Source organism: Ralstonia sp. AU12-08, from assembly GCF_000442475.1.
Lineage (GTDB): Bacteria > Pseudomonadota > Gammaproteobacteria > Burkholderiales > Burkholderiaceae > Ralstonia > Ralstonia insidiosa.
The window spans coordinates 39240-60022 of record NZ_ASZV01000051.1 but is presented as its reverse complement, the minus strand read 5'-3'; the positions used below and the strand labels follow the sequence as shown (position 1 = coordinate 60022).

The following is a 20783-nucleotide window of genomic DNA, read 5'->3' as shown; positions in this document are numbered from 1 at the left end:
AAATCGGAGGTCGATATGACCCAAATTGCTTCTGGCATCGACGCACCACCACGTCATGCCGCGCTTGATGAGGCCCATGTGGGCGACATTCGTGGCGCGCTCGGCACCATTGCGCACCACGATACTGGCGCGCGTGACGGCTGGCGTGCACGCTTGCGCACGCTACTGGCCATCCTCGGCCCCGGCCTGATCGTGATGGTCGGCGACAACGATGCCGGCGCCTTCGGCACGTACACGCAAGCCGGGCAGAACTACGGCACCACGCTGTTGTGGACGCTGATGCTGCTCATCCCCGTGCTGTATGTGAACCAGGAGATGGTGCTGCGCCTGGGCGCCGTCACGCGGGTTGGTCACGCGCGGCTGATCTTTGCGCGCTTCGGCAAGTTCTGGGGCAGCTTCTCTGTCATCGACCTATTCCTCGTCAATGCGTTGACGCTGGTGACGGAGTTCATCGGTATCAGCCTTGCGCTGGAATATCTCGGCATTCCGCGCCACTGGGGTGTGTGCGCTGCAGCGGCGCTGGTGATGTTGGCCGCGTCCACGGGTGACTTCCGACGGTTCGAGCGCTTTGCACTTGCGCTGGTGGCGGGCAGTCTCACGCTCATTCCGATCTTTCTGGTGGTGCATCCGCCGATGGGGCAGGTGGCACGCGATTTCTTCGTGCCTGCTCTACCGGCCGGTGCACCGCTGGCGGAAGTGATGCTGCTGATCATCGCCATTGTCGGGACGACCGTGGCGCCGTGGCAGTTGTTCTTCCAGCAAAGCTACGTGATCGACAAGCGCATCACTGCGCGCTTCATCCGCTATGAGCGTGCAGACCTGTGGCTGGGCATCGTGCTCGTGATTGCCGGCGCGGTGGCGATGATCGCCTTCAGCGCGCAGGCCTTCCACGGTACGCCTGAGTTCGGCAACTACACCGATGCGCTGGGTACGGCGAAGGGGCTGGAGGCCTACTCGGGTCGCTGGGCGGGCATTCTGTTTGCCATTGCGCTGCTCGACGCCAGCATCATCGGCGCGTGCGCGGTGTCGCTGTCGACCGCCTATGCGATTGGCGATGTGTTTGCCGTGCGGCATTCGCTGCATCGCAAGCCGACCGAGGCCAAGGGCTTCTACGCCGTCTACTTCGGCTTGACGCTGCTGGCCGCAGGCCTGGTGCTGACGCCGGGTGTGCCGCTGGGCCTGCTGACCAATGCCGTGCAATCGCTGGCGGGCGTGCTGCTGCCGAGCGCCACGGTGTTCCTGCTGCTGTTGTGCAACGACAAGGCCGTGCTCGGCCCGTGGACGAACGGCCGCGCGATGAACATCTTCACCGGCGGCGTGGTGGCAGTGCTGGTGATGCTGTCGGTCATCCTCACGGCTGCGGTGCTGTTCCCGGGCATCGGCGAGTTCGAGATCGGCGCGATCCTGATCGGCGGTTCGGTCATCGCCGTGGTGATGTCGCTGGTGCTGTGGCGCATCGAGCAACGCAACCATCGGACGCATCATCCGCAACGTGTGAGCGTGCTGGACCGCAATCACTGGACCATGCCACCGCTGGAGCAGCTCACGCCGGCACGCTGGACGCCGCTCAAGCGGACATGGATGTTCGTGCTGCGCGGCTACCTAGTCGTGGCCGCAGGGTTGGTGCTGGTGCGCATTGCCGGATTGGTCGTGCAGTAAAGAGAACGGGCCACGATGTGGCCCGTTTTTCTTTGGCGATGTCGCAGCGTGTTACCAGGCGTATTTGGCTGTTGCCAGCACAGTCCGCCCGTTGTTGTAGATGCAGCGCGTGGCGTCGTAGCAGCCGGAGATGACTTCGCGGTTGCCCAGGTTCGTGCCGTTGAGCGCAAAGCGCCAGTGGCCGACGGTGTAGAAGATGGACGCATCAAACAGCGTGTAGCCCGGCACCTTGAGCGAGTTATCCGGCGCACCGGCCGTCGGGCTGGTGTAACGCACACCGGCACCGATGCCCACACCTTGCAGCACACCCGAGCGGATGCGGTAGTCCGTCCACAGCGATGCCATCTGACGCGGAATCGGAATCGCGATCGGCCACTTGTTGAGTGTGACGTCGTTGGCCTTGGTGTTGCGCACGTCCTGATACGTGTAGCTGGCAATCACGTTCCAGCCCGGCAGCAGCTGCGTCGTGCCTTCCAGCTCGATGCCCTGCGAGCGGATCTCGCCCGACTGCGCGTTGTGCATGCCGGTCGGGTCGTTCAGGTCCGGCGTGAGCACATTGGTCTGGTGGATCTGGAACACCGCCGCCGTGATCGACGTCTTGCTGCTCGGCGCAAACTTGATGCCGGCCTCGATCTGCTTGCCCTTGGTCGGCTTGAACGGCTGATTGTTGCGGTCGGTGCCGATGGTCGGGTTGAACGACGTCGAATAGCTCACGTACGGCGACAGCCCGTACGGCCCGAGGTACACCACGCCCACGCGGCCCGTGAAGGCGGAATCGCGCTGGCTGCTGTTGGTGCCGGCGAGCAGGTCGTCGGTGCGCAGGTCGCTCCAGTCGTGGCGGCCGCCGAGCGTAAAGACCCAGCGTTCGCCCAGCTTGATCTGGTCCTGCAGGTACACACCCAGCTGCGTCTGCTTCTGATGGATGTCCTGCGGCGATGCGCCTGAGCCATTGAAGATCGACCAGTCGAACGGGGCATACACCGGGTTGTACAGATCCAGCGACGAGGTGAGGGCGTAGTTCTCAGGGTCCTTGGTGGTCTGGCGCTGATAGTCCACGCCCGCCAGGAAGGTGTGCCGCGCGATGCCGGTGGCGAACTTCGCCTGCACCTGCGTATCGACGTCGAATCGCCCGTAGCTCGGCTTGGCGATGCCGGCGTAGCGCCACATCATGCGCTGCGTCGGGTCGCTCGGGTCCAGGCCCACGCCGTAGGTCATGCGGTCGTCCAGCTTCAGGTGCATGTAGCGCGTGTTTTGCCGCACCGTCCACGTGTCGTTGAGCTCGTGCTCGAACTGGTAGCCCAGCGAGTACTGCGTCTTCTCGTACGCATCAAAGTCCGGCGAGCCCGTGAACAGCGTGGCGGGAATCTTGCCGTTCGGGTTCGGCAGGATGGTGCCGCTCGCGGGCAGGAAGTTGTCGGACGAGTTGGTCTTGTCGCGCAGGTAGGTTGCCAGCAGCGTGAGCGTGGTATCGGCCGATGGCTTCCACGTGAGCGAGGGCGCCACCATCAGGCGTTGGTCCTTGAACGGGCCGAAGGGCAGGTTGCCGTCGCGGGCAACGGCCGTCAGGCGATACGACAGCTTGCCGTCGGCGTCGAGCGCGCCGGCAAAGTCGCCGGCCACCTGCTTGCGCGCGTGGCTACCGTATTGCACTTCAATTTCGCGGATCGGCTCGGTGGTCGGCTGCTTGGTGACGATGTTCACCGTGCCGCCCGGGTCGCCCTGGCCATACAGCACGGACGACGGCCCGCGCAGCAATTCGACGCGCTCGATCTGCCACGGGTCCACACGCCAGCTCGCCAGGTTGATGGTGTTGGGCAACTGCAGCCCGTCGAGGTACGTGGCCGGCACGAAGCCGCGCACGGCGGTGTACCAATCCGAGCGCGTGCCCGCGCCGTACGACGAGACGGACGCCGAGTAGCGCAGCGCCTCGTTCACGCTCTGCGCACCCTGCGCCTCGAAGCGGTCGCGCGAGACCACGCTGATCGATTGCGGAATCTCCGAGAGTGGTACATCGGTTTTGGTGCCAGTGGCGCTGCGCTGGGCGATGTAGCCACGCACAGGCCCAGTCGCCGATTCCTGTTGCGCACTGGCGGTCGCCACCGTGGCCGGCAGCGTGACTTGCGCGCTACCGCCCGTCGGTTCGATGGTGAACGTGTTGCCGCCTTGCTTGCGTGCCACCAGCCCGGATTGGGCGAGCAGCCGGTCGAGTGCATCTTCCACGCGCATCTGCCCCTGAACGCGCGGCGCCGTCTTGCCCGCCGTCAGCGCGCTGGCAAAGATGAGCTGCGCACCCGCCTGCCGTGCCAGCGCATTGAGCGCAGCGTCGAGCGGCTCGGCAGGAATGTCGATGGTCATGTGGGCCTGTGCGAAGGCAGCGCTGGCCAGCAGCGTAGCCGCGGCCAGCGCGATCATGCGCGGCACGCGTCGTTGTGTGCGAATCACTGTGAAGCTCCCCGTGTTGAATCTGTGGATCTGCGGATCCGTTGGTCTAGGTCACAGGGGAGTAGACGAACCGCGCACCGGGCATCCCTACCTTGGCGTGCGATTTTTTTTTATCGCGTGATGCTGCGGGCGAGAATGCGCACGGTGTCGTTGGCCTCACGGCGGACGGCCACCGGCAGGATGGACGGCAGCAGATCGAGCAGCGCATCGGTGCGCGCGCTGTCGAACACGCCCGAGATCTGCAGGCGGCCCAGTGCCGGATCGGTCAGCACAGCGGGCGTTGCGCGATAGCGGTTGATGTCGGCCACAGCCTGGGCCAGCGGTGTGCGGTCGAACATCAGCTTGCCGTCTTTCCAGGCGATGGCAGCGCTGAGGTCGGGCGCGGCGCGCGCGGTAAGCGTGCCGTTGAACGACTCGGCTGCCTGGCGGGCCGTCAGCAGCACGGCATCGCCCGAAGCCTCTTCCACAACATGTACGCGGCCGCGTAGCACGGTCACCGTGACATACGGATCGGCGCGTCGCACGTTGAAGGCGGTGCCAACCACGCGCACGGTCGTTTCGCCTGCATGCACGACGAAAGGTCGCCACGCCGAATGCGTCACGTCGAACAGCGCCTCACCGTCGATGAGACGAACTTGCCGCGATCGCAGGTGCCATTCCACCTCAGCGACGGTGCGCGTGTTGAGGGTGAGATCGCTGCCGTCCGGCAGGGTGAGGTGCTGGTGTTCGCCTGCGGCCGTGACATAGCGCTGCGTATGCCAGGCCGGATCCGCCCACAGCACCGCACCGAGCAACGCAACGATCCCGGCCGCCACCATCGGTGCTCGCCGACGCGGCGCCTGTGCCGGCAATTCCGGCATGGCAAAGCGCGCCTGCAGCGTGCTGCGGTGGCGCGCCAGGCTGTCGTCCTCGCGGGAGAAGTCGTCGGGTGGGTGGGGCATCAAGAGCCTGTGCGTGTTCAACGCGGCGGTGCGGCTGCCGGGCGGTCCAGCGCCGTACGGCAGGCCATCATGCCTAGCCGGATGTGCTTTTCGACCGCCTTGCGTGAAATCCCCAATCTTATCGCCACCTCGGCCTGCGGCATCTCGTGGATCTTATGCAGCACAAACACCTGCTGGCAGCGCGGCGGCAACAGGGCAATGGCTTCCGATAGGCGATCCAGTTCACGGCCGGCGTCGACGTGGCGGTCGTGGCCTGGGGAGTCGTCGGCGGGTTCGGGCAGTTCGGTGGCCGACTCGACCCACGCGCCGCGGGCCGTTTCCACGCGATGCCGGTCGATCGCCAGGTTGACCGTCGCGCGCCGCAGATAGGCCACGGGGGCCGTGACCGGCTGGCGCGGCGGCTCCGAGAGCAGGCTCACGCACACGTCATGGACGACATCTCGCGCAAAACCGCGGTCCGCGCCAAAGCGCCGGCGCAGCAGATCGACCAGTTCGTCGTAATGACGGACCAGTGCGGCAAGCAAGGGCGGGGCGGAGGAATCGCAGGACACCGGGCGGTGATGCGGAGCAAGAAAGTGCTGAATTGTAAATGAGAAGTATTCTTATTTTCAATTCAACATTTGGGCGCAGATTTGGGGGCTGCGTCGGGTGCGCACCACTGTGGCTGATTGTCGCAGTGCAACAACAGGCACTTTCGATTTGCTTACCCGCAAAACCGCGTAAACCCTAGCCGGGCGGGGAGGGCGCCACTTGTCAATCGGCCCCGATTTCTATTTGCCTGAGCATCTATCGCAATCCGAAGCGCTGTCTGGCGGTAAGATCGCGCCCGCATTCCACTCCAAACCGCGCTCCCCAATGAGCGCTTGACGTAGTGCCTGCATCGAATCCTGCCGCCCCCGATCTGTCGTCCGCTGCCTTGTGCAGTGCGGCGGCGCTCAGCTTCGTCCATGCCCATCATGGCCGAAGTCCGCCTCTGTGGCGGGGTGCGCTGGGTTCAGCTTCTCCCTGACCGGCGCCTGATGTGATCGAAGCCCCGCTATTGCACCCAGTGTTTTCGGGGTGTCGGTAGCACGGTCTTTTCTCATTTCCCGCGTTTTTCTGCCTGTGGCCGCTGTCTGGGCTGCTTGGCTCCCGTGATGTTGGTAAGCATTGCCGGCGCAACTGTGCAAGACATGAAGAACACACTCGTTCCACATATGAAGCGGTTTTTGACCGCAACTCTGGCCGCAAGCCTCCCGCTCTTGCTGGCGGGCTGCAACCTGACGGTCCTGGACCCGAAGGGGATGATTGCGGCGGAAGAAAAGACGCTGATCCTGGTGGCGACCGGCCTGATGTTGCTGGTGGTCATTCCCGTGATCATCATGACGCTGGTATTTGCGTGGAAGTACCGCTCCACCAATACCAAGGCGCGTTATGAGCCGGACTGGTCGCACTCCAACGCCATTGAGGCGGTGGTGTGGCTGATCCCCTGCCTGATCATCGTTGTGCTGGGCTGGATCACCTACAAGTCCACGCACGCGCTCGATCCGTACAAGCCCATCGAATCGGATGTGAAGCCGATCACCGTCGAGGCCGTCTCGCTCGACTGGAAGTGGCTGTTCATCTACCCGGAACTGAAGATCGCGACGGTCAACCAGCTCGCGATCCCGGCCAACACCCCGATCAACTTCAAGATCACGTCCGACACGGTGATGAACGCGTTCTTCATCCCGCAACTGGGCAGCCAGGTGTACGCCATGGCGGGCATGCAGACCAAGCTGCACCTGATCGCCAACGAGACCGGCGTGTTTGACGGTATGTCGTCGAACTACAGCGGCTCGGGCTTCACGGGCATGAAGTTCAAGGCCACGGCCATGACCAGCGAAGAGTTCGACGCCTGGGTCAAGCAGGTCCGCAGCGCCCCGCAAGTGCTGACCAAGGAAGGCTACGCCGAGCTGGCCAAGCCGAGCGAGAAGGTGCCGCCGGCGGTGTACGCCAACGTGGACCCGGCGCTGTATCACAGCATCCTGCACAAATACATGGGCGACGGCGACAAGGTCCTGACGCTCGACGAGGCGCTCCAAGGCGCCAACTGCACGGTGGAAACGGCGGACGCGGCAACGCGCCCGCTGCCGGTGCAGTCCGCCCTGCCGGCGCCCAAGAGCGCGGCCAAGAATTCCTAGGAGTTGACGATGTTTGGCAAGTTGAGTCTGGAGGCCATTCCGCTGCACGAGCCCATCGTGGTCGTGACGGTCTCGGCCATTCTGCTGGGTGGTGCGGGCGTATTTGGCCTGATCACCTATCTGAAGAAGTGGTCGTACCTGTGGAATGAGTGGATCACCTCGGTCGATCACAAGAAGATCGGCGTGATGTACTGCATTCTGGCCATCGTGATGCTGCTGCGCGGCTTTGCCGACGCCATCATGATGCGCTCGCAACTGGCGGTTGCCTCGGGCGGCGGTGCCGGCTATCTGCCGCCTGAGCACTACGACCAGATCTTTACCGCGCACGGCGTGATCATGATCTTCTTCATGGCCATGCCGCTGATGACGGGCCTGATCAACCTGATCGTGCCGCTGCAGATTGGCGCGCGCGACGTGGCCTTCCCGTTCCTGAACACGCTGTCGTTCTGGCTGGCCGCTGCCGGCGTGGTGCTGATCAACGTGTCGCTGGGCGTGGGTGAATTCGCGCGTACCGGCTGGCTGGCGTACCCGCCGCTGTCGGAGCTGGCGTACAGCCCGGGCGTGGGGGTCGACTACTACATCTGGGCCTTGCAGATATCCGGGTTGGGCACGTTGCTGACCGGGGTGAACTTCGTCGCGACCATCTTCAAGATGCGCGCGCCGGGCATGACCCTGATGCGCATGCCGATCTTCACCTGGACGTCGCTGTGCTCGATGATCCTGGTCGTGGCTGCCTTCCCGGTGCTGACCGTGGCGCTGGCACTGCTGGGTGCTGACCGCTATCTGGACATGCACTTCTTCACGAACGAGCTGGGCGGCAACGCCATGCTGTACGTGAACCTGATCTGGATCTGGGGCCACCCCGAGGTGTACATCCTGATCCTGCCGGCCTTCGGCATGTTCTCGGAAATCGTCGCCACGTTCTCGCGCAAGAAGCTGTTCGGCTACACGTCAATGGTGTACGCAACGGCCGGTATTACCGTGCTGTCGTTCCTGGTGTGGCTGCACCACTTCTTCACCATGGGCTCGGGTGCGAACGTCAACGCGTTCTTCGGCATCGCCACGATGATCATCTCGATCCCGACCGGCGTGAAGATCTTCAACTGGCTGTTCACGATGTACCGCGGCCGCGTTGAGATCAACTCGATGATGCTGTGGACGATCGGCTTCATGATCACGTTCACCATCGGTGGCATGACCGGCGTGCTGCTGGCCGTGCCGGGCGCTGACTTCCTGCTGCACAACAGCCTGTTCCTGATCGCTCACTTCCACAACACCATCATCGGTGGCGTGGTGTTCGGTTACCTGGCCGGTATCACGTACTGGTTCCCGAAGGCCTTCGGCTTCAAGCTGGACGAGAAGTGGGGCAAGCGCGCCTTCTGGTGCTGGTTCGTGGGCTTCTACACCGCGTTCATGCCGCTGTACGTGCTGGGCTTCATGGGCATGACGCGTCGTCTGAACCACACCGACAATCCGGCATGGCAGCCGTGGCTGTACGTTGCCGTGGTTGGCGCTGCGATCATCGCCTGCGGTATCGCTTCGCAGCTGATCCAGATTTTCGTCTCCATCCGCAATCGTCATGCGCTGGCTGACCTGACGGGTGACCCGTGGGGCGGCCGTACGCTGGAATGGGCGACCTCGTCGCCGCCGGCGCACTACAACTTCCCGGTCCTGCCGGTGGTGCGCGACATCGACGCCTTTGCCGACATGAAGGCGCGCGGTGAAGTGCCGACGCAAGTGGCGGCCAGCTACGAGAAGATCCACATGCCGAAGAACACCGGCGCCGGCTTCTTCATCGGCATGTTCTCGATCGTGATGGGCTTCGCTTTGATCTGGCACATCTGGTGGATGGCCGTGCTGGGTCTGGTCGGCATGATCGGCAGCTTCATCCTCCGCAGTAACGACGATGACGTCGATTACTACGTGCCCGCTCACGAGGTCCACGAGACCGAGTCGGCCTACTTCCAACGTATCGGTTCGCAGGCTTAAACCATGGCTTCCAATGTTCTAGACGGTCACGCTGCGCACGGTCACGCGCACGGCCACGACCACGCGCATGACCATGCGCACCACCACGACGTCGCAGACACCAAGGTCTTCGGCTTCTGGGTGTACCTGATGAGCGACTTGATCATCTTCGCGTCGCTGTTCGCTACGTTCTGCGTGCTGCGCGGCGCGACGGCGGGCGGCCCGACGGGCAAGGAGCTCTTCGACCTGTCGTACGTGGCCATCGAAACCGGCATCCTGCTGGTGTCGTCCATCACGTACGGCATGGTGATGATCAGCGTGCAGAATGGCCGCAAGGATCACGTGATGCTGTGGTTGGGCATTACCTTGCTGCTGGGCGCCGCGTTCGTCGGGATGGAAATCAACGAGTTCCATCACCTGATTGCTGAAGGTGCCGGCCCCAACCGCAGCGCGTTCCTGTCGTCGTTCTTCCTGCTGGTCGGCACGCACGGCCTGCACGTGGCCAGCGGCATGCTGTGGATCATCGTCATGATGTGGCAGATCGGTGCCAAGGGCCTGACCCCGACCCAAACGACCCGCCTGTCGTGCCTGAGCCTGTTCTGGCACTTCTTGGACGTGGTGTGGATCGGCGTGTTTACCGTCGTGTATCTGCTGGGAGCGATGTAAATGGAACAGACCAATGTTTCGACGGGTATCGCCCACGGCGACGCCCACGGTCATGCAGCCGGCGGCGCCGGTCATGCCACCATCAAGGGCTACCTGATCGGCTTCGTGCTGGCGGTGATCCTGACGGCCATCCCGTTCAAGATGGTGATGGACGGCGGTTACTCGCACCAGACGGTGCTGGTGACGGTGATGGCGCTGGCGGTTGTGCAGATCGTTGTGCACCTGATCTACTTCCTGCACTTGGACGGTTCGTCCGCCCAGCGCTGGAACGTGATGGCTTTCCTGTTCACGCTGCTGATCCTGGCGATCGTCGTTGTCGGCTCGCTGTGGGTCATGCACAACATGAACGCCAACATGATGACGATGTAACGAGGGTTGCTTCTCGCTGCATCGGAAGGGCGCCCCTGGTGGGCGCCTTTTTTATTGTGCGAAGCGGATGACGTGTGCGGAGCAATCAGCCGCGGCAAAGGCCAGCAGTTGCGTGCCTTCTGCCTCCAATGCCTTCGTGTCGGGCTTGGCCAGCTTTGCAAAAGGCCGCAGCGTGAGCGTAGCCTGCTCGCGGGCCATGTCCAGCTTCCAGGTGCCGGCAACAAAACCGTCGATCAGCAGCGTCGGCGGCAGGATGCCGTTCTTCGTGTAGATCGCCTTGCGATGACCATCGTCGAGAATGCGCGCGCGGTCGGCATGTGCCAGCAGCGCGCAGTCCAGCTCGGGTAGAAAGCGTACCGGAGCCGGCGTGTCGGCATCGGGCCGTGGGGCGCGCGGCAGGTCAAACAGCTCGACGCCGTGCTCGTCGGTGAAGGTCTTCAGCCGGGGGCGTAACGCCTCGAACGCCGCCGACAACCGCGTGAGTCCTGACCATGCCTGCGCATCCGCCACCGAGGCGGGGCCGTAGCCGGCGAGGTAGCGCAACACCAAAGCCTCGGTCGTGGCAGCCGGTTCGACGGCTTCGCCGAGCCAGTCGGCGACGGTGGCCAGCGTGGCTTGCCCGGCGCCGCGCCATAGGCCGCGCGGCGGTACTTGCACGAGCGGCTCCAGAAACGGAATGGCGCGCGCGAGCGCGGTTGCATCGTGCTTCGGCCATAGCGGCTGCAGGTGTTCGCCAAGCTGGACGGCGGTGAGCGGACCACCGGCCAACGCCGCTCGGGCCGCCGCACGCAGCGCTGCGGGATCGATGTCGGCGATGCTCTTGCCGGCGTTGCTGAAGGCCAGGCGCAACATCTGCGCATCCAGCAGCGGGCGCAGCGCAAGACAGTCGTGTGCGCTGGTCAGGTGTAACGTGCCGCGCATCATCGCGCCGCGTATGACACGGCGGGTGGTCAACAGCTTGTCGAGCGCCTCGGTGCGAAACCCTTCCAGCCGCGACCACAGCCCGTAGTGCGGCGCCTGCGGAATCTGCGATTGCATCGCCACCAGACGCTCGATCGCCGCCAGCGGCGTCATGCGAGTGCGGCGCAGAAGCAGCTGGCGATCGAGCAGCGCGCGGTTGAGTGCGCGGCGGGTCAACAGCGGGGCGGGGAGCGATGAGCGAGGCATGGCGTTGTTCTGAGCCAGATTGTGCCGACTGCGCCGATTGTGCCGCAAACGCCGCGCGTTCGCGTCCGCTGCGGGTCGTGCCTTTGCTACACTCCGCGGGTTCCCAATTTCACGCGCTTTCCCCCGCTTTTACGCCATGTCACAGTACGTTTTCACCATGAACCGCGTGGGCAAGATCGTCCCGCCCAAGCGCCAGATTCTCAAGGACATCTCGCTGTCCTTCTTCCCCGGCGCCAAGATCGGTGTGCTGGGCCTGAACGGCTCGGGCAAGTCGACCGTGCTCAAGATCATGGCCGGCCTCGACAAGGACATCGAGGGCGAAGCCACGCCGATGCCCAACCTGAACATCGGCTACCTGCCGCAGGAGCCGCAACTCGATCCCACCAAGACCGTGCGTGAGGAAGTCGAGAGCGGCCTGGGTGAGGTGGTGGACGCACAGAAGCAACTTGAAGCCGTCTACGTCGCCTACGCCGAGCCCGATGCCGACTTCGACAAGCTGGCCGAAGAACAGGCGCGCCTGGAAGCCATCATCGCCGCCGGCTCCGGGGACAACGTCGAGCTGCAACTCGAAATCGCCGCCGACGCGCTGCGTCTGCCGCCGTGGGACGCCAAGATCGAGCACCTCTCGGGCGGTGAAAAGCGCCGCGTGGCGCTGTGCAAGCTGCTGCTCTCGCGCCCCGACATGCTGCTGCTCGACGAGCCGACCAACCACCTGGATGCGGAATCGGTGGATTGGCTGGAGCAGTTCCTCACGCGCTTCCCGGGCACCGTGGTGGCCGTCACCCACGACCGCTACTTCCTCGACAACGCCGCCGAGTGGATTCTCGAACTCGACCGCGGCCACGGCATCCCCTGGAAGGGCAATTACAGCTCGTGGCTCGATCAGAAAGAGACGCGCCTGAAGCAGGAAGAGTCGAGCGAATCGGCGCGCCAGAAGGCACTGAAGAAGGAACTGGAGTGGGTGCGCCAGAACCCGAAGGGCCGCCAGGCCAAATCGAAGGCGCGTCTGGCCCGTTTTGACGAGCTGAACAGCCAGGAATATCAAAAGCGCAACGAGACGCAGGAAATCTTCATCCCGGCCGGTGAGCGTCTGGGCAATGAAGTCATCGAATTCGAGAACGTCAGCAAGAGCTACGGCGACCGTCTGCTGATCGACAATCTCAGCTTCACGATTCCGCCGGGCGCGATCGTCGGCATCATCGGCCCGAACGGTGCGGGTAAGTCGACGCTGTTCCGCATGCTGACGGGCAAGGAACAGCCGGACTCGGGCACCATCAAGATCGGCCCGACGGTCAAGCTGGCCTACGTGGACCAGAGCCGCGATGCGCTGTCCGCCGACAAGACCGTGTTCGAAGAAATTTCCGGCGGCTCCGACATCCTGACGGTGGGCCGTTACGAGACGCCGTCGCGCGCCTACATTGGCCGCTTCAACTTCAAGGGCGGTGATCAGCAGAAGCATGTTGGCACGCTGTCGGGCGGTGAGCGCGGGCGTCTGCACCTGGCCAAGACGCTGATCTCGGGCGGCAACGTGCTGCTGCTGGACGAACCGTCAAACGACCTCGACGTGGAAACGCTGCGTGCGCTGGAAGACGCGCTGCTGGAGTTTGCCGGCAGCGTGATGGTGATCTCGCACGATCGCTGGTTCCTCGACCGGATCGCCACGCACATCATCGCCTTCGAAGGCGACTCGCACGTCGAGTTCTTCCCGGGCAACTACCAGGAATACGAGGCCGACAAGAAGAAGCGTCTGGGCGAAGAGGGTGCCAAGCCCAAGCGCATCCGCTACAAGCCGGTCGTGCGTTAAGCGGGACGCGGGTGGCTTTGTTCCCGCATGCCCGCACCCAGGCCTACGGCGAGCGATCCGCCTCGACCGTGGGCGGCGCGTCGAGATCGCTATCGAACTCGGCGCGCTTGTGCGAGCCGTCGCAGAACGGCTTGTTCAACGAGTGCCCACAGCGGCACAGCCATACCTGATCGCCCTCGATCGCCAACTCGCGCCCACCCTGGGTGACGATGCGAAAGCTTCCCTTGATGTGATACGGCCCGTTGTTGCGGGCCGTGATGACAACATCGTCGGCCATGGCGGCCTCCTTCGCAGACAAAGGCAGTGCGCTCAGAAGAGGATGCCCTGCATGCGGTAAGCGAAGTGCGCGGTCTTCGCGTCGCGCATCAGCGCCATGAACTGATCCATGTCCATGTGCACGACATTCTCGTGGTCGCCGGCTTCAAAGTAGACGTCGCGATGGGTCATCAGGCTGCTGTCGAGATACGTCGGCATGCCGTAAGCCATGCCCACTGGCGGCACGGCGCCGGCGTCGCAGTCCTTGAAGACTTCGCGCAGTTCGGACTCATCAGCCAGCGTCAGGTCATCGCGGCCCGATGCCTTCTGTAATTCCGATAGATGCAGGTGATAGGTGGATGGCAGCACAGCCGCCACGTAGCCGAGCTTGTCCTCAAGCAACAGCGTCTTGGCCAGACGGTCCCCCGGGACATGCGCGGACTGCGCGGTTTCGGTGCTGGTGTGAGTATGCGGATGGCGAATCACCTCGTACAGGCAGCCCTTGCTGCGCAGGCAGCCGTCGAGGGTGGTGGAGATCGACATGGCGTCCTCCCGTGTGCTGTGCGGCCAGCGGCGGGATTGCAGTGGTCGCTACGTCAGCATAGGTCGGTTTGCAGTTTGCGCAGGCGTTGGCAAGTACAAAAGCAACGGGCCGCTCGTGTGAGCGGCCCGTTTGCCAAGTTCCGTTGATCAGCGGGTCTTAGCGATCCCAGCCGCGGTGCCAGCCGTGGTCGTGACGCCATTCACGTTCGCGCCACTCGTGGCGGCGCCATTCGCGCTCACGCCAATCGTCGCGGTCACGCCAGTAGTCACCGCCGTAGACCACCGGAGCCGGTGCATAGTAGACCGGCGCCGGGCGATAGACCGGGGGCGGTGCATAGACCGGTGCCGGGGCCACATAGACCGGCGCAGGTACGCCGATCGCCACGCCGACATCCACATGCGCCAGCGCCGCCGTCGAGGCGCACAGCGCGGCGCCACCCAGAACGAATGCGAGCAGTGTGCGTTTCATGATGCTTCTCCTTGGCGAGTTGCGAGGCCGGGGGGCAGGGTTGCCGTCGACTTCGTGTATCAGGTTGTTGAGGTCATTCTATGAACCGCAAGCCGTATCAGGTGATACGCAATTCCTACGGATGTAACGGAAAGTAAAACGCCCCACCGGCAAAAGCCTTGTGGGGCGTGGGTTTCAGGCGGCGCCTGTTTGGGGTGCTCAGGCTTGCCAGGCGGCGCGGTGTTCCGGTGATGACCACACCGCCAAGTGCAGGGCCGACAGCGAGAACGGGTCCGACAGCAACACCAGCTTCTGTTTGCCCGTGAGCTTGTCAGGGCCGACCTCCAGCGCGTGACGCACGGTGGCTTCACGCACGGCGAGCAGACGGCGGTCGTGAGGGAACCGCGTGGTGCCGATCGCGCACATCAACGCATTGGTGACCGGGTCGACCACGGCCTGACGGAAATCGGGCGTGGGAGGCGCATTGCGCAGATGCTTGCGCGTGGCGCGCAGTTCGCGCGGTGGGCGCACTTCCTCGGGGATCATGAACAAGTGCAGACGACGCATGCGTCGGCCCAGACTCACGCGGCTCGAGAACACCGACAGCGGAATCGACACGATCAGCGCGCCCACCACCGGCGACAGCCACCACAGGAAGCTCGGGTTCAGCCAATACACGATCGCGGCCCAGACGATGCCGATCACGGTGTGCAAGCCGTGGCGGCGCACGGCGTCGCCCCAATGCGTCTGCGCGTCTTCACGCGGGGGCGATTTCCAGTGCACCTTCCAGCCGAGGAAAGCGGCCGTCACGAAGCGCGTGTGGAACAGCATGCGCACCGGCGCGGCCAGCACCGAAAACGCCGCCTCGATCGCCATCGACAGCGCTAGATGGAGGGCACCGCCGAAGCGCTTCGGCCCTTGCGCCCACAGCACCAGCACGCTCAGGATCTTCGGCAGGAACAGCACGGTGGCGGTGGCCGAGAACAGCGCGGCGGCCTTTTCCGGGTGCCATTCCGGCCAGATTGGGAAGAGCTGGCGCGGCTGCGTGAAGTACTCCGGCGCGATCAGCGTGTGCTTGGCCAGCAACGCCGTCGACAGGATCAGGAACAGGAACCACAGCGGCGCCGACAGATACGCCATCACACCCGTGATGAACACCGCGCGGTGCACACGGTGGAAGCCTGGCGCACCGAACAGGCGGAAGTTCATCAGGTTGCCGTGGCACCAGCGGCGGTCGCGGCCCAGCTCGTCGAGCAGGTTGGGCGGCATCTCTTCGTAGCTGCCATCCAGGTCATAGGCGATCCACACGGCCCAGCCGGCGCGACGCATCAGCGCGGCTTCGACAAAGTCGTGCGACATGATCTCGCCCGAGAGCGAGCCCTTGCCCGGAATCGGCGCCAGCGCACAGTGCTTGATGAACGGGTCGAGCCGGATGATGGCGTTGTGGCCCCAGTAGTGCGATTCCCCAAGCTGCCAGTAGTGCAGGCCCGCCGTGAACAGCGGCCCGTACACGCGCGTGGCGAACTGCTGGATGCGCGCGTACAGCGTGTCACGGCCGGCGGCGCGCGGCGCGGTCTGGATGATGCCGGCGGACGGTGCGCCTTCCATCAACTGCACCAGACGCGTCAGGCAATCGCCGCTCATCACGCTGTCGGCGTCGAGCACGATCATGTAACGGTACTTGCCGCCCCAGCGCCGGCAGAAATCGTCGATGTTGCCGCTCTTGCGCTTCACGCGATGACGGCGCCAGCGGTAGAAGATGCGGCCAAAGCCATCGAGCGCGCGGCACAAGTGGAGCCACGCATCGGCTTCTGCGGTGCGCAGGTCCGGATCGCCGGAGTCCGACAGCACGAAGAAGTCGAAGTGCTCCAGATGTCCGGTGCGCTCCAGGGATTCATACGTCGCGCGCAGCCCTGCGAACACGCGCTGCACATCTTCGTTGCAGATCGGCATGACGATGGCGGTGCGCGCATCGTCGGGAATCACGGCATCCGGCGCGGCGCGGCGCGAGATGACGAAGCGGTCGCCATGGAAGGCCAGCAGCAGGAAGCCAGTGATGGCCGTCCAGAAGCCTGCCGACACCCAGCAGAACAGCACCGCAAACAGCACGATGATGATGGCTTCGAGCCAGTCGGCGCCGTGGTACGGCAGCACCGTGCTCATCGCCCACGTGGCGGCGACGGTCTGCGCAATCATCAGCGTGAGCAGCGTCAGGCGGCGGCGTGCGCCGACAAAGCGCCAGATGCCTTTGGGATCGGGCGAGTCGGGCTTTTCGTAGGGCGTGGGCGCCTTGCCGCCGTGCTGCCAGCGGTGGATGGCATTGCGCATGCGCCAGATCGGCCCGAGCACCCACGGCCACGGCACCATCGAACGACGGGCAGGTGTGGGGCCGGTGTCCAGGTGGATGCGGCCTGCGCTGTCGTGCGCAAGCGGCGGCGCAGGCTCGGCTGCGGGTTCCGTGGATGCGGCATCAGCGCGCGTGGCGCCGTAGGCTGCATCCAGGCGCGACCCCACTGATGCGTAAGCCGGGGCTGTTGCTTCGAGCGAGGTCGTCTGCGCCGGGTCGAGCTTGGCCAGCGCGCGGTGCAGTTTGGCCAGCGCCGTCGCATCGTCGTCACCCGCCGCAATGGCTGCATTGCGTACGAGCGCAGCGCGTGCCTCGGCAGCCAGCGGAAGCGCTTCAAGATAGCGCTCGGCCACCGACTCGGGAGAGGGCATCGTGGTTGGGCTGGCGGAGGCGGCAGCGCCGCCATTCTGGGCCGTCGTCACGTTCAGCCCGGAGGTAGCAGGTAGCTCCACGTCTCAGAAATTCCGGTACCGCCGCTGCGCAGGTAACCACGCAGCTCGATGGGTTTGTCGTCGTCGACCCGCTTGAGGCGCACAGTCACGCGCCAGCCGCCGGTCGCGGTGTTGGGTTGGCCGAAGATCGATTCGATCTTGCCATTCGCGTCTGCCGAGAACACCGGCTCGACTGGTGCGTTGGGCGCCAGCTTGGCCAGCGCCGGGCCTTCAAAGTCGACCACGAAGGCGATCGTGTCATCGGGTTTGCGCTCATCCGGGCGCTTGGTGGTCCAGCCGTGCGAGCGGCGCGTCTGCGTGACCCACGACAGGGCCGGCTTCTTGTCGCCTTCCTTCTGCCACAGCAGACGGTATTCCAGGTTGAACGGCTGCTGCGGCTTGGGCGGGTTGTCCGGCACCCAGTAGGCGACCACGTTGTCATTGGTCTCATCCGGCGTCGGAATCTGCACCAGTTCCACGCGGCCGGCGCCCCACTTGCCCACGGGCTCGACCCAGGTGCTCGGACGCAGCTCGTAGCGATCGCCGATCTCTTCGTAGCTGGAGAACGCGCGGTCACGCTGCATCAGGCCGAAGCCGCCCGGGTTGGTGGTCGAGAATGAGCTGACCAGCAGGCGCTTTGGGTTGGTCAGCGGGCGCCAGATCCATTCGCCCGTGCCGGAGAGCACCGACAGGCCGTCGGAGTCATGCACCTCGGGGCGGAAGTCCAGATTGGCGGCCGGTTGGTTCTCGCCAAAGAAGAACATGCTGGTGAGCGGGGCGATGGCCAGCTTGCTGACGTTCTCGCGCATGTAGACCTGCGCCTTCACGTCGACCACCGTATCGGTGCCCGGCTTGATGACGAAGCGGTACGCACCCGTGGCGCGGCGCGAGTTCAGCAGCGCGTAGACCGTCAGCTCCTTGGCGTTGGCCGCCGGGCGTTCGATCCAGAAATCGGTGAAGCGGGGGAATTCCTCGCCCGAGTTGAGTGCGGTGTCGATGGCCAGGCCACGTGCAGAGAGGCCGTAGACCTGGTTTTTGCCGATCGCGCGGAAGTACGACGCGCCCAGGAAGACGATCACTTCGTCCTTGTACTTGGGCGTGTTCATTGCGTAGTGCACGCGGAAGCCGGCAAAGCCCAGGTGCTGCAATTGCTTGGCGTCGAGCTTGACGGGGCCGTAGTCGAACAGGCGCGGGTCGAAGCGGATCTCCCGCACGCCGGCCGGCGAGACCTCGTTGATCTTCACCGGCTGGTCGTAATACGAGCCCTCATGAAAGAAGCCGAGTTCGAACGGCAGCTTATCTTTGCGCCAATAGGCTTGATCCGACTTGAAGCGGATTTCGCGGTACTGGTCGTAGCGGAGTTCGCGCAACTGGCGCGGCAGCGTCTCGGCGGGCGCCTGGTACGGCTTGGCTGCCAGTTGCTTGGCGCGCACGGCCACGTCATTGAGGCCGAAGGCCAGTGCCGCATGTGCCGAAGCCAGTGCCAGCAGGCCCACAGCCAGCCGTGCATGGCCGGCAAGCGAGCGGGCCGGGCGGGATGGGCTGGAATGGAAGGGAACAGCGTCGGGAGTGTTCAAAATGAGATCGCGTACTGTGCGGCAGGTTGGAGGAAAGTGACGCTTGGGCCTGCCGATCATTCGTCTGTGCCCCCGGGATTTTACCCGCCGGACCTTTATGAGATCAAAACCGGCAACATTTTGATAACGTTTCCGCCGGTATTCCGCCCATAACCGCGTCAAGTTGCGTGTAAACCTCGTCTTTTCGTTGGGCCAGCCTTTCGGGCGGGGGAACGCGACCCCGCTCGTTGGGTCAGATCCGCGTTCGCCATTGTGCATCCTGCGCGCGTGGCACACTCTCGGCTCTTTCCTTCATGGAGTTCGCATGACTTGCTGGACGCACGGCGCGGTAGCGCTCGTTTTCTCGACCTCGCTGCTGGCGCCGGTGGCGTTTGCTGCACCTGCAGCCAAGGCGGCTCCGAAGGCGGAGGCACAGGCCAAGGCGGTGCGCGACCCGGGCGATGTGGCCGTGCTGCTTGATGCCTTCCCGCTCGGCAAGCCGCTGCGCAAGCTGCCTTCGTGTGAGGACGTGCGTAGTGCAGGCGGCAAGGACGTCTCCGAATACTGTTCCGACACGCTGGAATCGCATGGCCGCACGCGTTCGCTGGGCGTGCCGTCGGGCAAGCGGCCTGAGTTGATGGATGGCCCGCAGGCGGTGCTGCTGATTGACCAGGATGGCAACATCGCCGGCATGTTCGTGCCCACGCGCGGCGTGGATACCGAGCGGCGCGTGTTCCAGGCGCTGTCCGATCGCTACGGCAAGCCTGCGCAGGAAGGCAAGGCGCCGCTCAAGCTGAAGTCGGGCAAGACGGTCGATTCGCTGCGCGCGCGCTGGGCAGGGCATCAGACTGTCGTGACGATGTATGCGATTCCCGAAGAGCCGCAGAACGGCACGGTGGAATTCCTCTGGTCACCGCGCGCGGGTGCGGTGATGGACCAGATGCGTGCGGACGTGGACCCGGATGCCGCCAAGCCGGCTTCCGGCGTGGCGGCTTCTGCGCCTGCCGCGGCAGCTAAGCCCGCCGCAGGGAAGCCGACGCCACAGAAGTGACCTCGCGGTGATGACGAACACACGTTCGTAGTCTCCGGTTACAACCCTTACACCCGCATGACCCCGGCGTCGCGTGGCGGCGCTTATAACGTCCGCATGGCCTCATTGGAGGGGCCAAAGGACGCTAATCATGAAAATCGTGGCTCTGGCCTCGCTTCTTGCACTGTCGGCCGCGACGCTTGGGGGGTGTGCGGTGTATCCGGCACCGGTGGCAGTTGCGCCTGCACCGGTCTATGCGGCGCCGGCCTATCCGGCCTACTACGGCGGGTACGGCTATTGGGGACCGTCGGTGTACTTCAACTATCACCACCGCTGATCGGCGGCGCGCAGGTGAGCTAGCCCGCTGAATGCAGCCCGGGCCAGCCCGGCGCCAGCGTCTGCGGCAGGCCCAGCAAATCGAGCACGCGCCCGACCGTGTGGTCGACCAGGTCGTCGATGGTCTTGGGGCGCTGGTAGAAGCCCGGCACGGGCGGGAAGACGATGCCGCCCATCTCGGTGACGGCCGTCATGTTGCGCAGGTGCGCTAGGTTCAGCGGCGTTTCGCGCACCATCAGGATCAGGCGGCGGCGCTCCTTGAGCGTGACATCTGCCGCGCGGGCGATGAGGTTGTCCGACAGGCCGTGCGCGACAGCCGCCAGCGTCCGCATCGAACACGGCGCCACCACCATTGCCTCGGCAGAAAACGAACCGCTCGCGATGGTCGCGCCGATGTCGCGCACGTTGTGCACCACGTGCGCAAGTGCTTCCACTTCTTCGCGCGCCATGTGCAGCTCGTGCTGCACGTTCATCAGCCCTGCGGGCGACATCAGCAGGTGCGATTCCACCCCCGCCGATTCACGCATGCCCTGCAGGACCTGCAGTAGTCGCACGCCATAAATTGCCCCCGACGCGCCCGTGATCGCCACGATGATGCGGCACGTACGTGGCGTTTCGGTCGAGGCGGTTGCCGGCAAGGTCACGCTGAAATGAGGACG

General features: G+C 64.5%; 18 protein-coding genes. 8 read left to right on the top strand and 10 right to left on the bottom strand.

The window, feature by feature from the left end:
* Nucleotides 1-15: 15 nt before the first annotated feature.
* Nucleotides 16-1659, top strand: coding sequence for an NRAMP family divalent metal transporter (locus C404_RS56180; protein ID WP_021197458.1), 1644 nt, complete (start codon nucleotides 16-18; stop codon nucleotides 1657-1659).
* A gap of 51 nt (nucleotides 1660-1710) precedes the next feature.
* Here the strand turns inward: C404_RS56180 and C404_RS56175 are convergent, their stop codons facing one another.
* The 3 genes from C404_RS56175 to C404_RS56165 all read right to left on the bottom strand — a co-directional run bounded on the left by C404_RS56175 (nucleotide 1711) and on the right by C404_RS56165 (nucleotide 5593).
* Nucleotides 1711-4071, bottom strand: a complete 2361-nt coding sequence (locus C404_RS56175) for a TonB-dependent siderophore receptor (protein ID WP_021197457.1) — start codon at nucleotides 4069-4071, stop codon at nucleotides 1711-1713.
* 140 nt (nucleotides 4072-4211) lie between these two features.
* The gene (locus C404_RS56170; RefSeq protein ID WP_021197456.1) at nucleotides 4212-5042 is read right to left on the bottom strand and encodes a FecR family protein; all 831 of its coding nucleotides are present in this window, start codon (nucleotides 5040-5042) and stop codon (nucleotides 4212-4214) included.
* Nucleotides 5043-5059: 17 nt separating this feature from the next.
* Nucleotides 5060-5593, bottom strand: coding sequence for an RNA polymerase sigma factor (locus tag C404_RS56165; RefSeq protein WP_031330176.1), 534 nt, complete (start codon nucleotides 5591-5593; stop codon nucleotides 5060-5062).
* A 621-nt stretch (nucleotides 5594-6214) separates the two neighbouring features.
* Here C404_RS56165 and cyoA point away from each other — a divergent pair.
* Genes cyoA through C404_RS56145 form a run of 4 tightly spaced genes read left to right on the top strand, consistent with a single transcriptional unit; the run spans nucleotide 6215 to nucleotide 10207 of the window.
* Nucleotides 6215-7204 (top strand): ubiquinol oxidase subunit II, encoded by a 990-nt coding sequence (gene cyoA / locus C404_RS56160; protein WP_374754720.1) that lies wholly within the window; start codon nucleotides 6215-6217, stop codon nucleotides 7202-7204.
* Nucleotides 7205-7213: 9 nt separating this feature from the next.
* Complete coding sequence (gene cyoB / locus C404_RS56155; protein ID WP_021197453.1) at nucleotides 7214-9193, top strand: cytochrome o ubiquinol oxidase subunit I; 1980 nt, start codon at nucleotides 7214-7216, stop codon at nucleotides 9191-9193.
* A 3-nt stretch (nucleotides 9194-9196) separates the two neighbouring features.
* Nucleotides 9197-9838, top strand: coding sequence for a cytochrome o ubiquinol oxidase subunit III (cyoC, locus tag C404_RS56150; protein WP_021197452.1), 642 nt, complete (start codon nucleotides 9197-9199; stop codon nucleotides 9836-9838).
* Nucleotides 9839-10207 (top strand): cytochrome o ubiquinol oxidase subunit IV, encoded by a 369-nt coding sequence (locus C404_RS56145; RefSeq protein WP_021197451.1) that lies wholly within the window; start codon nucleotides 9839-9841, stop codon nucleotides 10205-10207.
* Nucleotides 10208-10258: 51 nt separating this feature from the next.
* Here C404_RS56145 and C404_RS56140 read toward each other — a convergent pair whose 3' ends face one another.
* Nucleotides 10259-11374, bottom strand: coding sequence for a winged helix DNA-binding domain-containing protein (locus tag C404_RS56140; RefSeq protein WP_021197450.1), 1116 nt, complete (start codon nucleotides 11372-11374; stop codon nucleotides 10259-10261).
* Nucleotides 11375-11510: 136 nt separating this feature from the next.
* Here C404_RS56140 and ettA point away from each other — a divergent pair, with 136 nt between their 5' ends.
* Nucleotides 11511-13178 carry an energy-dependent translational throttle protein EttA gene (gene ettA, locus C404_RS56135; protein WP_021197449.1) on the top strand — a complete coding sequence of 556 codons (1668 nt, stop codon included), beginning with the start codon at nucleotides 11511-11513 and terminating at the stop codon, nucleotides 13176-13178.
* A gap of 43 nt (nucleotides 13179-13221) precedes the next feature.
* Here ettA and C404_RS56130 read toward each other — a convergent pair whose 3' ends face one another.
* From C404_RS56130 to C404_RS56110, 5 genes are all read right to left on the bottom strand, one after another.
* Nucleotides 13222-13455 carry a CDGSH iron-sulfur domain-containing protein gene (locus C404_RS56130; RefSeq protein ID WP_021197448.1) on the bottom strand — a complete coding sequence of 78 codons (234 nt, stop codon included), beginning with the start codon at nucleotides 13453-13455 and terminating at the stop codon, nucleotides 13222-13224.
* A 32-nt stretch (nucleotides 13456-13487) separates the two neighbouring features.
* Nucleotides 13488-13976 (bottom strand): aminoacyl-tRNA deacylase, encoded by a 489-nt coding sequence (locus tag C404_RS56125; protein WP_021197447.1) that lies wholly within the window; start codon nucleotides 13974-13976, stop codon nucleotides 13488-13490.
* Between the two features lie 157 nt (nucleotides 13977-14133).
* Nucleotides 14134-14445, bottom strand: coding sequence for a PXPV repeat protein (locus tag C404_RS56120; protein WP_021197446.1), 312 nt, complete (start codon nucleotides 14443-14445; stop codon nucleotides 14134-14136).
* Between the two features lie 198 nt (nucleotides 14446-14643).
* The gene (gene mdoH / locus C404_RS56115; RefSeq protein ID WP_031330175.1) at nucleotides 14644-17223 is read right to left on the bottom strand and encodes a glucans biosynthesis glucosyltransferase MdoH; all 2580 of its coding nucleotides are present in this window, start codon (nucleotides 17221-17223) and stop codon (nucleotides 14644-14646) included.
* Complete coding sequence (locus tag C404_RS56110) at nucleotides 17196-18779, bottom strand: glucan biosynthesis protein G (protein ID WP_037012718.1); 1584 nt, start codon at nucleotides 18777-18779, stop codon at nucleotides 17196-17198. Before C404_RS56110 ends, mdoH begins: the two co-directional genes overlap by 28 nt.
* 304 nt (nucleotides 18780-19083) lie before the next feature.
* Here C404_RS56110 and C404_RS56105 point away from each other — a divergent pair, with 304 nt between their 5' ends.
* The gene (locus tag C404_RS56105) at nucleotides 19084-19809 is read left to right on the top strand and encodes a hypothetical protein (RefSeq protein WP_021197443.1); all 726 of its coding nucleotides are present in this window, start codon (nucleotides 19084-19086) and stop codon (nucleotides 19807-19809) included.
* A gap of 130 nt (nucleotides 19810-19939) precedes the next feature.
* On the top strand, nucleotides 19940-20125 hold the full coding sequence (locus C404_RS56100; RefSeq protein WP_021197442.1) for a hypothetical protein: 186 nt from the start codon (nucleotides 19940-19942) through the stop codon (nucleotides 20123-20125).
* Between the two features lie 19 nt (nucleotides 20126-20144).
* Here C404_RS56100 and C404_RS56095 read toward each other — a convergent pair whose 3' ends face one another.
* Nucleotides 20145-20762 carry a UbiX family flavin prenyltransferase gene (locus tag C404_RS56095; RefSeq protein WP_021197441.1) on the bottom strand — a complete coding sequence of 206 codons (618 nt, stop codon included), beginning with the start codon at nucleotides 20760-20762 and terminating at the stop codon, nucleotides 20145-20147.
* Between the last annotated feature and the right edge of the window lie 21 nt (nucleotides 20763-20783).